Below are 13049 nucleotides of genomic sequence, written 5' to 3'. Positions count from 1 at the left end.
GTGATGAGCTGAAAGGTTTCTGTCGTAAGGTTATTAGCCTGACACGTGGGATGTAAAGGTTAGGAACATGAATGATAAAGGACGTTATCATTCATGACAGCGGGGATAAATTTCAGGAAACTAATATCAAGGGAAATTGGTATCGAAGCGCCAGAAGGCTATCCATTGTTTGGATGGACAGAGGAGGGCGTTCGAAGCTACATAGAAAACAAGCCTCTTGCCGCTGGTGACGTTATGATTATCTATAATGGTCAAGCAGGCTTTCATACATACACGCTCGCGGTCGTGGAGAATCCCGCGTGGGGTAAGCAGCGTAGAGTAATCCTCTCGAAGAGTGCTGCTTTCGGGGGTTCTTCATTCTATCGAACCGGAAAAAATTGTTTCTCTCCAAAGGGCAAGAGTCGTATGATTCCGCCAACTCAACAGCTGAGTCAGATCTCTCTCGACTGCGATATACGGCTGAAGTTGGCGCCATATTCGTGAAAACTTTCTCCCTTCGTTTAATCCCGAAAGCTTCTTTTGAATTAGATGTCTAGCTAGTAACTCACCTTGAACGTCGGACTATCCTCGGGTCGTGTCTTACGGTGATCATATATTCTTGTTGTTGCAATATTGGCATGCCCCCAACCACTCCTGGACCTCGCTGACATTGCGAAGTCAGCTATGTGGTAACTAGGCCAATTAGGTTAGCTGTGCATCTGCAAAACCGGCAGCAGCCCAGAGCCTCGCTTTAGCCGTTAGTTTTCGCGGCATTAATTTTTTGTAACATTATTCCAACTTGATCCTTAAAGGCCTGACCAGTTGAAGTGATAGTGCATTGCTTTTCCTTCATCCATTCTCCGATGAAAACCTTGCCCAATCGTTGCAACCTCATTATTTCATGAGGCTCAATTGGAGTATTCATCAGGTTCACTTTGAAAGATCTTTTGAAATGCCAATGATTTAAATAAACAAAGGAATAAAAGTCAGAAAAGTTATCCTCACTTAAAAGCTCGTCTACTGATAAGGTATCGTACTTGGTTAAGGCAGCCAGATATTCTTCTGGGGATTTGCAAAGCTCATTAAAGCTTTCTCGGTGTAGCTCATCGAATCGGCTTATCCTTTCTCCCCAGCTCTTCTGTACGCGAATACCGTAATTCAAGGGCCTTATTTCATCTTCCCACCATTCGCAGAATAATGAGGGATAAAGATCTAGCTCAAGTAGAGTATTTATACAATTGAACTCTTCTAGTTCGTAATGAAATGGAGATTTAAAAGCAATTCTTTTTTCAGCAGCAAAAGACTGACATACAGAATCTAGCAACTTGCTGGAAAAATCACATATCAATGTATAGATATCGACTGTTTTGTCATATTGTTGATTTTTATTCTTAAATTTCACCCTAACAAACCATTTTCTGGTTATTCCAAGACATTCATTTAATGCTGAATGCTTAAGGTCCATAAAGGTGAAACTGTGAAAGACCAATAGATCATGAAAAATCTCATCCGTATTTTTCATGGCGAGATCCCAAGAATATTCTTGCGGTGAGTTTCTATCTCCCATTCCAATCTTTAATACATACTCTTGCGCGGAACGAATTCTATAAAGACCAGTAGTGAAGGATTCTTTTGGGAAAATGAGGCTTTGATGAGCACTTACGTCCCTGAGTTTTTTAAGGATCTCGTAGTCATGAAAATGCTCGGATCTGTATTCTTTTACACAGTTACGTAGCCAAGCTGGGGTGTTTTTTATTGAGCCTTCAATAAAAAATAACAAGGCTCTTAGGAGGTTGTTAAGATTCAGGATAAACAGCTTGGGATTGTGGTATGAAATATCGAGAAACTTGTTATTTTCGTGGACAATTTCAATATTCTGTACTGTTATAGGACTTTCTGAGGCCATGTTCTCGAAGAAAAGCGAATTTCTTTCTAATTCGAACACAATTATTTCCTAGTGAGCTTAATGATGTCTATGAAGTCTTTTTGTGCCTCTGGGGAAAGCTTGAGGTGCAATTTAAGAGATGACGTCAGGATCAATTGGCTCGCCGTTGTGCGGCATCGCCAACTCTAATAGCTCACCTTAAATGTCGGGCTATCCTCCGGCCGTGTCTTGCGGTGGTCATAGATCCGGGTGGTGGCAATATTGGCATGTCCCAGCCACTCCTGCACCTTGGCGATATCCGCCCCGTTATCCAGCGCATTAGTCGCAGCCGTGGCCCGCATCACGTGCGGCCCCATGTTCCTGCCCGATAACCCCAGCTTCTTTAAATATTTCAGCACAACCTGTTCGTAAACATTGCCCGGGGTCATCGCGGTACAGGTATGGCCATGCACATTGTTTTTAACGGGACGAAAGAGCGGCGCATCCAGATCCTGTCCGTGTCCCGCGGCTTCCAGATACTCTTCTATCAGGGTCAATGTGCCTGGATGGGTGGGCACAAAGCGCATCTTGCCGCCTTTGCCTTGTACCTGCAAATGGGCCACTCCCCGGCGGGGTTGGCAGTAGTCTCTCACTTTGAGCCTGGTAAGTTCTTCCCGGCGCAAACCATGATAGAGCAAGACCGAGAGAATCGCGCGGTCGCGCTTGCCTTTGAGCGTACTCGCGTCCGGCGTGCTCAACAAGGCGCGCGCCTGGGCATCTCCCAATGCGGGAGTTTTTCCCTGTTGCGATTCCACTACCGGGCGCTTCACGCCCTTGACCGGATTGTGGGTCACCGCATTGGATTCACATAAATGCTCGAACAGGGAAGCCAGCGCGGCCAGCTTCCTGCGGATGGTGCTGCCGCCGAGCTGCCGCACTTCCAGTGTTTTGCGCCAGGCCAAAACGTGGGATCGGGTGACGGTGCGAAAATCCTCCGGTTGATGGATGCCGACAAACTGCATGAAGCCGCGCAAGTCGTTTTCATAGGCGCGCCGCGTTTGTGGATTGTCGATGTTAGCGAACCATTCGATTGCGTGCGGCACATCGCTCAATTGGCGATATTGGGCGGAAGTCAGCATTGGAACTTCTGCGGTGGTCGCCAGTTCGGAAATACCCGAGTTTTGAGGTTTGGGGAGGAGCGAATTCATGAGCTTAGTTTACAGTTGATAAAATATGTTATCAACTGTAAATCCAAAGCAAAACGCTTCCTCAAATTTGGAACAAGCGGTTTCCAACTTGCCCACAAGTACCGTCCGCAATTCCAAAAAAAAATGAAGAATTGACAATCTGCTTCCGAGATTCGGCATTCAAGCGCAACGCAACCTTTCTCGCTGTATCGCGGCAACTCGCGTATAATTGTGTCTTCGAAAGTCTCTCGTGCCGCTTAGCGGAATCTTGCCCGTGTAACGTCTTTACCCCTTCAATCCCGTAGCACCCCCGCCTTGCGATAGGCCACACCGCTCGCTCGCGTTTCGTCCTCCTCGAATTTCCAGATTTCCTCCTCTGTTTTTGGCAAGATGGGGGTTATCCGCTTTCACCTATTTCTCCCATAGCCCGTACAAATACGGAATAACGACTGATAAACATTACAATGAAATCGCTATACCAAGACTGGACCTCCAACGTCCGCAACGATCTGCTCGCGGGCCTGGTGGTCGCGCTGGCGCTAATCCCTGAAGCGATCGCATTTTCAGTTATAGCTGGGGTCGATCCCAAGGTCGGACTATACGCATCCTTCTGCATCGCCACGGTCATGGCTTTTGCCGGAGGCAGATCGGGCATGATCTCTGCCGCGACGGGCGCGATGGCGCTCCTGATGGTCATGCTGGTTAAGGAGCACGGCCTGCAATACTTGCTGGCCACAACCGTACTCACCGGTGTGCTGCAGATCATCGCAGGCTGGCTGAAGCTCGGTACTTTGATGCGTTTTGTGTCGCGCTCGGTCATCACTGGTTTCGTTAACGCGTTGGCAATCCTCATCTTTATGGCCCAATTGCCGGAATTGACCGGGGTGAGTTGGACAGTCTATGCAATGGTCGCCGGGGGGTTGGCAATTATCTATTTGTTCCCCTATATTACGAAGACCGTGCCCTCGCCGCTGGTGGCCATCGTGGTACTGACGGCCATTGCCATCACCTTTGGTCTTGATATCCGTACGGTGGGTGACATGGGACGGCTGCCCGACAGCCTGCCAGTATTCCTGATTCCGGATATTCCCTGGAACCTGGAAACCCTGAGGATCATCCTGCCGGTCTCGGCAACGCTGGCGATGGTGGGCCTGCTCGAATCCATGATGACTGCTTCTATTATCGATGATCTGACTGATTCTCCAAGTAACAAGAATCGGGAATGTATCGGGCAGGGCGCAGCCAATATCGCTAGCGGCCTTCTCGGTGGCATGGCGGGGTGCGCTATGATAGGTCAGTCCGTAATCAATATAAAGTCGGGCGGACGGGGACGGTTGTCCACCCTCGCCGCCGGCTTGTTTCTACTGCTTATGGTGGTATTTATTGGTGACTGGGTGGCGCTAATCCCGATGGCGGCACTGGTGGCTGTAATGATCATGGTCTCGATCGGCACCTTCAACTGGGTCTCGATCCGAGACTTGCGGGAGCACCCCAAAAGTTCCAACATAGTGATGATGGCAACTGTCGCCGTAGTGGTGGTTACTCACGATCTGGCGCAGGGCGTGCTGGTTGGCGTGCTGCTGTCGGGCTTCTTCTTCGCCCACAAGGTGGGCATGGTGCTGCATGTCGGATCGAAGTCTGCTGACGAAGGACGAGTGCGGGCATACTCCGTGGTTGGGCAAATATTTTTTGCTTCCGCAGATCGGTTCATCGCCTCATTCGATTTCAAGGAAGTGATCGAGAAGGTTCAAATCAATGTTAGTCGTGCCCATTTTTGGGACATTACTGCCGTGAGCGCGCTGGACAAGGTGATTGTAAAGTTCCGTCGCGAAGGCACTGAAGTGGAGGTAATCGGCCTCAACGAGGCGAGTGCCACGATGGTGGACCGTTTCGCGGTACATGACAAACCAGATGCAGTCGAACAATTGATGGGTAGCCACTGAGAGCTAGCGCCATGAAAACGGCTAAAAAAATAATAGCGTGCGTCGATCAATCGCATTTCGCGGATTATGTGGCGGATTATGCTGCCTGGACCGCCCACCGCATGGGCGTCCCCCTGGAATTCTTGCATATCATCGATCGTCACCCGGAAGTCGGGTCCGGCGAGGATCATAGCGGCACCATCGGCTTTGATTCGCAGGAAATACTCCTGACCGAGTTATCCGAAAAGGACGCCTCCCGCACCAAGGCAGCTCGGGAGCAAGGCCGAGTTTTCCTTAACCGCCTGCGTGGGCGTGCTATCGCTGCAGGCATAACGGCCCCCGATGTGCGCCAGCGTCACGGCGCGTTGGAAGAGACCTTGGTGGAACAGGAAGATGAGGTGCTTTTGTTCGTCCTGGGCAGGCGCGGCGAATCGGCTGGAGCCACCCAGCGCGACTTGGGGCGTAATGTTGAGCGCGTGGTGCGTGCCCTGCACCGACCGATTCTCACCGTGACCGAGGGCTTCAAGGAACCACGGCGGATAATGATCGCTTTCGATGGCGGGATAATGACCCGTAACGGTGTCAAGATGGTGGCCGCCAGTCCTCTATTTCGCGGCATCCCCTGCCATCTTCTAATGTCTGGCAGGGAAAGACCGGATGCGGCCAAACAACTCAAGTGGGCTCAGACGACGCTGGAAGCAGCTGGTTTTGAGGCATCAGCTTCGCTAATTCCAGGGGACGCGGAGTCGGTTATCGCCAAGGCCGTAAGCAACCAGGAGATTGATCTGCTGATTATGGGAGCCTATGCCCATTCACCACTGCGCAGCCTTTTTTTTGGAAGCAAGACTTCCGATCTATTGCGATCGTCGAAAATTCCCACCCTGCTCCTGCGTTAGTTCCGCTTTACGTCGGATATGCACGCTAAAGCGGTGTGGCTTCCTTTACGTAACCAGGACAGCACATCATCGATGTTTTTGTCTGGCTGGGAGACCGGATAGAAGTATTTTACAACCTGCCCATCTCGGGCGATAAGCGTGACACGCTTAATAAGGCGCATACCATGCACCTCAGCCATGGGCAAGCGCAGCCCCTGCGCAAACTTGAATGACGTGTCACTCAGCAGCTCGAATGGAAGATGAAGGCGCTCCACCACCTCCAACTGATCTTCATTGGTTTGGGTGCTAATTCCAAATAATTGAGTATTGAGCGTTTGCAATTCATAAAAGTGATCACGGAATGAGCAGGACTGCGGCGTGCAACCTGCTGCTCCAAGGATCTGCTCCCACCCCTCAGGCAGGGTTTGCCCTGGCCGCCTTGTCATAGGATAGCAATAGATTACGAGCCAGCCGGAAATTCCTGCGAGATCGACAGCACGGCCTGCCGTCGATAACAGAGTTATTGACGGGAGCTGCAGTCCCGATAGGTGGTCACAAGCTCCATCGTTGACGGGCGCGAGCGATTTGCTCAGCTCTTCCAGACCCGGACCCTCAGCACGTGGATCACCCCTGGCGACACTGCCTCCAATGCGCGATGCATTAGCCATGTTGAAAGCCGTCTCCATATTGCACTGATTGGCGATATCCCCTTGGACTTGCTCGATTGTGACACCCGTGAAATTCTCGGATGGTCAGCGATAGATGCTTCCCTTTTGTGGTTCGGGCAATGCTTACTGGCGCAGCTTTTGCTCAAGCCTCAATAGCACGAGATTTGAAAACCAATCCACTATGCTCGCGCAAGGCGTGAAAATGGATGCGTGGCCAGTTCTCCTGGATAGCCGCAAGCTCGGCCTCATACGCAACAAGGACAGTCGGTGCATCTACTACGTCGTATGCAACTCGGTGAGCGTTGGCTGTAATGAAGCGGTCAAGTTCATCAGAATCGTCAGCACTAATCCATCTTGCGAGGCGATATTTGCACGGAACAAGTCGGACTTCGGCCCGGTACTCGTATCGTAAGCGATGTGCCACAACCTCGAACTGAAGCGTACCTATTGCACCAAGCAAGAGAGTACCGCCCGCAAGTGGCCGGAAAACCTGTATCGCGCCCTCTTCGCCGAGTTGTTTCAGACCGGTTCGCAACTGCTTGTTGCGCATTGGGTCTGCTACTTCGATGGCAAAAAAGAGTTCAGGCGCGAAAAACGGTAATCCGGTGAATTGCAGAACCTCTCCCTCAGTCAGTGTATCGCCGAGTTGCAGCACCCCGTGATTGGGCAAGCCAATCACATCACCGGCATATGCCTCATCCAGCAGGTCACGTCGCTGTGATAAAAAGGAAACTACCCTCGTTGTTCGTAGTTCTTTTCCATTGCGGGAGATTTTTAGCTCCATCCCGCGCATGAAATGACCCGAGCAAACTCGAATAAATGCGACGCGATCACGGTGTGCAGGATCCATATTCGCCTGGATCTTGAACACGACGCCTGAAAACCTCTCTTCAGTTGGTTGCACAAGGCGTTGCAACGCCAGCTTCGGGCCTGGAGGCGGGGCAAGATCGATCAACGCATCCAGAACTTCACGCACACCAAAGTTGTTGATCGCCGAGCCAAAAAAAACCGGTGTTTGCAGTCCTGCCAGGAATACTTCCCGCTCAAATCCGCTGGAGGCACCTTGCACGAGTTCAATCTCTTTTTGAGCCTGTTCAAAAACCTCGCCGAATCTTTGGGTTGATAGCGGATTGTGGATGCCGTCCAGTATTTCATCATCAACACCCGCACGGTCCTCGCCCGCGGTAAAAACGCGCATGCGGCCCGCACGGATATCGAACACTCCAGCAAAACGCTTACCCATCCCCACTGGCCAGGTAAATGGAACAGCAGGTATCTTCAGCACCCGCTCGATCTCGTCGAGCAGATCCAGCGGCTCGCGGACTTCGCGGTCGAGCTTGTTGATAAAGGTGATAATGGGAATGCTGCGGGTCCGGCATACTTCAATGAGTCGTAGTGTCTGCGATTCGACGCCGTTTGCTCCGTCGATCACCATGAGCGCCGCATCCACTGCTGTCAGCACCCGATAAGTATCTTCCGAAAAATCCTGATGGCCTGGTGTGTCAAGGAGATTGATAACGCAGTCCCGATACTCCATTTGCATGACAGAGCTTGCTACCGAAATCCCCCTCTGCTTCTCGATCTCCATCCAGTCAGACGTTGCATGACGGGAAGATTTACGAGACTTCACGCTGCCTGCAATATGAATTGCGCCAGAAAAAAGCAGTAGTTTCTCAGTCAGCGTAGTCTTGCCCGCATCGGGATGCGAAATAATTGCAAACGTACGGCGCCGCGCAACCTCTTGTTCAATCGACATATGTTGTATCTCGCTTAGGCGACATCCGGCGGACGTAATCGCCAAATCTCGTTGACAGCCTGTTTAGCTTCGCACCTACTTGGATACCCCCATCAGATTTTTCTCTTCCATCAGACGCGATGGGGTTCACATATATTTCACTGACTGCCGTTAGGGTCCATGCAGCCTTCTGCCGCACCATTTCTTCGACTGTAGCGTGACTCATTTTCACGATGACTGAAATTGCCACGCGAGAACTTTGTTGTGAATCGAGTATTCCTTGATGAATCCGAGCTGCACCTGGCAATCACTCTTACGCACACTGAGATGCCGCAGGGGGGCGATCGACGATTGAAGACCGTCGTGGAATAACAAGCCCGGCCGCTTCTCGATCTGGAGAAACACCACATCGACGACAGCAGTGTCTGGAAAAATAATGGAACCTAGCGCCGTCTTCTCGACGACACAAGCCATGGGTGTGACCTGAAGCACGGACATACCTAAGGGAATGGCTTTGCCATGCAGAGCCAGGTTGTATCCAGTCGAGCCTTGCGGCGTACTGAACAGGAGGCCGTCACCGACAAGTAGAGCAGATTGCTGGATTCCATTGACGGAGACTTGCATCCGCAAGGTTTGGCTTGTCCCCCGCTCAACCCAGACATCATTAAAACCGTAAACCACAATTTTGCATTCCGATGTCTCTCCCTCTGCCATTAGCATCCACATGGTTTCATACTGCACCTCGTTCAGATGCTGATAAATCTCGGATAGCGGTTCCGCATTATTCATCAAGAAGCCGCGGTATCCCGCGTGCAGTCCTATAAATGGCTTGTGCAGGTCTTGATACCGCTGAATCGCACGCACCATGGAGCCATCTCCACCTGCCACCAGAATTGCATCTGCTTCATCGACATTGGGACTCAAGGCAAGCGCATTACCGAGAACAGCGGTAAAGCGAGGGTCTCCGCTGTGATCCAACAGAAAATAGCGCTTCACGATTCTTTTACTCTCCACTTATTTCATCCGGCAACCCGGCCACAATGGCTTCGGTAGTAAGCATGAGGCCGGCAAGGGACGCGGCGTTTTGTAGCGCGATCCGCGTAACCCGGACCGGATCCAGCACGCCCATTAACAGCATATCGCCGTATTCGCCGCTCGCTGCGTTATAGCCGAAGTTGCCGCTGCCTTCGACAACTTTGTTCACCACCACGCTGGGGAGGCCGCCTGCGTTTGCCACGATTTCACGCAACGGTTGCTCCAGTGCGCGCAGCACGATCTTGATGCCAGCGTCCTGATCGGGGTTATCGCCTTTCAGATGGGCAATTATCGCTCGGGCACGCAACAGGGCGACCCCTCCGCCAGGGACGACGCCTTCCTCTACGGCTGCTCGTGTCGCGTGCAGGGCATCATCGACCCGCGCCTTCTTCTCCTTCATCTCGATTTCCGTAGCGGCCCCAATCCTGATCACCGCCACACCGCCAGCCAGCTTCGCCAACCGTTCTCGCAGCTTTTCGCGGTCATAGTCTCCAGCCGCTTCTTTGATCTGGGTGCTGATCTCTTTGACACGGGCTTCGATTCTTGCGGTATCGCTCGCGCCGCCGATGATGATCGTGTTTTCCTTTCCTATTTCGATACGGCCTGCCTGACCTAGTTCCTGCAGGGTGACCTTCTCCAGCGTGAGGCCGGCTTCGGGGGCGATTACCTTAGCACCGGTAAGGATGGCGGCATCCTCCAGCATCGCCTTGCGATGATCGCCGAAGCCTGGAGCCTTGATGGCGCACGTCTTCAGAACGCCGCGGATGTTATTCACTACCAGGGCAGCCAGCGCGTCGCCCTCCACATCTTCTGCGACAATCAACAGCGGACGGCTGGTTTGGTCGACCTGCTCGAGTACGGGCAGCAAGTCAGGGAGGTTGGCAATCTTCTGCTCGAAAAACAGGATATAAGGGTTTTCCAGGACAGCGGTCTGCTTTACATGATCGGTGATGAAGTATGGGGAGAGATAGCCGCGTTCGAACTCCATGCCCTCCATGAATCTCAGCTCGTTCTGGAGTGACCTGCCATCTTCGACCGTGATCACTCCCTTCTTGCCCACTTTCTCCATGGCCTCGGCGATGATATTGCCAATGTTCTCGTCAGCGTTGGCTGAGACGGTCCCGATCTGGACAATCTCATCGAAAGTGGTGCAAGTCTTGGATAGTCCCTTCAGCGCCTCAACCACGGCCGCGACGGCCTGATCGATGCCCCGCTTCAGGTCCATCGGATTCATGCCGACAACTACAAATTTCATGCCTTCCCGGATAAGAACCTGAGCCAGCACCACCGCTGTTGTGGTTCCGTCGCCTGCCGCTTCGCCGGTGCGTAGCGCAGCCTCTTTCAGAACCTGCGCGCCAATATTTTCAAATTTGTTCTTTAGTTCGATTTCCTTGGCCACTGTTACGCCATCCTTGGTTACGATTGGGGGGCCGAAGGCGCGCTCCAATACCACATTACGGCCCCTGGGACCCAAGGTAACCTTGACGGTATCCGCCAATTGATCAGCGCCAGCAAGAATCCTATGGCGAACCAGGTTGCCGAACATCACGTCTTTCGCGCTCATGTCTCATCTCCTCGTCCTCTGAATACATAAAATAAAACTTCTTTTTCCCCCTTGCCAACGTCGCGCCCTGTTTACCGTCTATCCTGGCGTTTTTCTTCGAGCGCATGCTGGCACTCGCCGCAAAAAGGTACCGCTGGGTCCACCTCCAAACGTTCGCGCTGCACATAATCTCCGCATTTGCAGCAGATTCCAAAATCACTTCTCTCCATCCGGGCAAGCGCCGCTTCTAGCCTGCGCTTCTCCCGCATCAGCGTCTCCACAAACCCGAGTGACATGGCATGCTGCTGTAAAGCGTCCATCCGTGACAATCGACCTACCTTGGACTGGTCAAGCGCAATGCTCTGCTGGTCTTCGCTCCCTGCGTCAATGGCTTTAATCACCGATTGCAGGCGCTCTTCAAGATCGAAACCGAAACGCTCGATCTCCGTATTCGTCAACATGTCTCTTCTCCAAATGGATCAATGCTTTTGAGATTTACTGAGATTGATGGAGAGCTTCGGCAAGCATAAGGCAGCCAAGCAGCGGGTGGATATGATGAGTCTCTATCTTCGTCCAGATTTCTGGTGATGTTTCCTGGGTTGGCTCTTGCTCCACCCGCTTGGTGGACCTGGGTAATGACCGGTAGAAACAGCTTTTTTCTGCCGATCGCGTTTCTCAGGTACGAGCTTTTGATTGACAGAGGTTAGCGAAATTTCAAGTTCGTTGATTTCATTCCACTGGGCATCCGTTCGTTCCGTTTCTGAAATTGCAAGAAGCTCTTTAAGGCGACGATGAGAGGAAGTTGATTGCAGTTCACCCATGATTCCCTCCAAGCGGACTTATAAACATGGGAGTAGCATCGCCTGCAAGCCACTGTACCGAACGCTTCCCCTCAAAGTGAAAGACCATGCCCGACTATTTCAGAGCTGCCCCTGCCCCAAGGGGATGAAGCAGCTCGCCTGATGAACAACATAGCGTTACCTCCTTGAATTGTTTTCACCCAAAATGCAAAAAGAGTTGCAGCTATTGATTACCGGGTTTCAAATATTGAAATACAGTTCTTTTGAACTGCATTTCGGCTTGTGCTGTTCCGAGTTGCTGCTTCAGTAAATAGAGATCCACAAATCCAACAGCACCGAGAGCAGTACACATGAACCTGAGCCTTCGAAGTGTGGTGTTGGGTAGTTCGCTGCCGAGGTTGCGATAACAGAGGATAGGTTTGTCCCGAGTCTCGATATCAATCCTCGCCCGCCTCAACAGGCCGAGCATCTGCGAATCATCGAAATGGGCGCCGCACAACACCAGGTCTATGTCGCCTTTCAGGATCTCAAGCGCCTCGTGAATTGAGGTTGTGGCGACAAGTTCCACTGTCTCCTCTAACATGTTGCGCAACATCTCAATGCCCTCAAGTGTATCGGCTGCCAGCATCCGGTTGTTCTCAGACATGCGTATCACCTGGCCCGATGAACTTAAGGGGATAGGCTCCACTTTGCTCACTTCTTTTTGACTCAACATATCTCCCGCCCCCTCCTCTTATTTCCTGAAAAAGAGTTCTCTTCGAGCTTTCCGATCATGCGATTTGTCATGAGCATCATAAAAGTCGTTACTGTGGCGATCCGCGCTAGCGGTTTCTCCTGAGGTGACTTCACTGTAACGAGGGTTATCAAATGGTATTTATCCATCCATCGTTAAACTCGACGACTTTGCATTCATAAGCATCCCCTTGCTGGAAGTAGTCAGCTCCTGGCGCTTTAATGTGCGCGTATATGCATCGGTCAAATAATCGTGGCGCGGGCATCGATTCCATATTGGCAAGGTGAGCAAAACGGCGTGGCAACATCCGCACGCAGCCGCTCTACCGGAATCGAGTCTTCGCAATAACAACAGATTCCGAATTGCCCATGACGCATCCGCTCCAAAGCAGCATGCAACCGACGCCTTTCCCATATAAGACGCTCTTTAGCGCTCCCAATGGTTTGCTGCTCAAGTGAGCCGTTTCTCGTGTATTGCCGCATGCGCGACTGGTCCAGGGCAATTATCGCGCTGGTAGAATCATGATCCGCAAATGCAGCTTCAATCTGCGCCAAGGCAGCCTGAGCTAAGTTCCTGAATTCTTCAATCTCGAGAATTTCTGACATACTTCCTCCGTTTTGTTTAGTTTTAGTTACAGGCAATTCCAACCACGCGGCCCCTGAAAGGAGAGTTGAAATCGCCGCCGCAACTTCCTGCGTAATCGGCATA

Annotated in this window: 12 protein-coding genes; 2 read left to right on the top strand and 10 right to left on the bottom strand. The window is 51.7% G+C overall.

Going from position 1 to position 13049, the window contains the following annotated elements:
• Positions 1-730 precede the first annotated feature (730 nt).
• Positions 731-1924 (bottom strand): hypothetical protein, encoded by a 1194-nt coding sequence (locus tag BMX66_RS14765; RefSeq protein ID WP_090883552.1) that lies wholly within the window; start codon positions 1922-1924, stop codon positions 731-733.
• A 125-nt stretch (positions 1925-2049) separates the two neighbouring features.
• Positions 2050-3051 carry a tyrosine-type recombinase/integrase gene (locus tag BMX66_RS14760; RefSeq protein ID WP_255398986.1) on the bottom strand — a complete coding sequence of 334 codons (1002 nt, stop codon included), beginning with the start codon at positions 3049-3051 and terminating at the stop codon, positions 2050-2052.
• Between the two features lie 443 nt (positions 3052-3494).
• Between BMX66_RS14760 and BMX66_RS14755 the strand changes: the two genes are divergently transcribed.
• Both BMX66_RS14755 and BMX66_RS14750 read left to right on the top strand, forming a co-directional pair.
• Positions 3495-4973 (top strand): SulP family inorganic anion transporter, encoded by a 1479-nt coding sequence (locus tag BMX66_RS14755; RefSeq protein ID WP_090883550.1) that lies wholly within the window; start codon positions 3495-3497, stop codon positions 4971-4973.
• Between the two features lie 11 nt (positions 4974-4984).
• Entirely contained in the window at positions 4985-5848 is an 864-nt protein-coding gene (locus tag BMX66_RS14750) for a universal stress protein (protein WP_090883549.1), read from the top strand.
• Here the strand turns inward: BMX66_RS14750 and BMX66_RS14745 are convergent.
• From BMX66_RS14745 to BMX66_RS14710, 8 genes are all read right to left on the bottom strand, one after another.
• On the bottom strand, positions 5845-6495 hold the full coding sequence (locus BMX66_RS14745) for a peroxiredoxin (RefSeq protein WP_090883566.1): 651 nt from the start codon (positions 6493-6495) through the stop codon (positions 5845-5847). The genes BMX66_RS14750 and BMX66_RS14745 overlap by 4 nt on opposite strands.
• A gap of 142 nt (positions 6496-6637) precedes the next feature.
• The gene (locus BMX66_RS14740) at positions 6638-8251 is read right to left on the bottom strand and encodes a peptide chain release factor 3 (RefSeq protein WP_090883547.1); all 1614 of its coding nucleotides are present in this window, start codon (positions 8249-8251) and stop codon (positions 6638-6640) included.
• Between the two features lie 207 nt (positions 8252-8458).
• Positions 8459-9226: an NAD(+)/NADH kinase gene (locus tag BMX66_RS14730; protein WP_143058259.1), complete on the bottom strand. Its 768-nt coding sequence runs from the start codon at positions 9224-9226 to the stop codon at positions 8459-8461.
• 7 nt (positions 9227-9233) lie between these two features.
• The gene (gene groL / locus BMX66_RS14725) at positions 9234-10829 is read right to left on the bottom strand and encodes a chaperonin GroEL (protein ID WP_090883541.1); all 1596 of its coding nucleotides are present in this window, start codon (positions 10827-10829) and stop codon (positions 9234-9236) included.
• Positions 10830-10900: 71 nt separating this feature from the next.
• Complete coding sequence (locus BMX66_RS14720) at positions 10901-11269, bottom strand: TraR/DksA family transcriptional regulator (RefSeq protein WP_090883539.1); 369 nt, start codon at positions 11267-11269, stop codon at positions 10901-10903.
• A gap of 102 nt (positions 11270-11371) precedes the next feature.
• On the bottom strand, positions 11372-11629 hold the full coding sequence (locus BMX66_RS15470; RefSeq protein WP_143058258.1) for a hypothetical protein: 258 nt from the start codon (positions 11627-11629) through the stop codon (positions 11372-11374).
• A gap of 202 nt (positions 11630-11831) precedes the next feature.
• Positions 11832-12254: a hypothetical protein gene (locus BMX66_RS14715; RefSeq protein ID WP_143058257.1), complete on the bottom strand. Its 423-nt coding sequence runs from the start codon at positions 12252-12254 to the stop codon at positions 11832-11834.
• A gap of 329 nt (positions 12255-12583) precedes the next feature.
• The gene (locus BMX66_RS14710) at positions 12584-13048 is read right to left on the bottom strand and encodes a TraR/DksA family transcriptional regulator (RefSeq protein ID WP_143058256.1); all 465 of its coding nucleotides are present in this window, start codon (positions 13046-13048) and stop codon (positions 12584-12586) included.
• Between the last annotated feature and the right edge of the window lies 1 nt (position 13049).

It is taken from the genome of Nitrosovibrio sp. Nv6 (assembly GCF_900110495.1).
Lineage (GTDB): Bacteria > Pseudomonadota > Gammaproteobacteria > Burkholderiales > Nitrosomonadaceae > Nitrosospira.
Note: the sequence above shows the minus strand (reverse complement) of the source record. Positions and strands in the feature narration are given on the sequence as shown.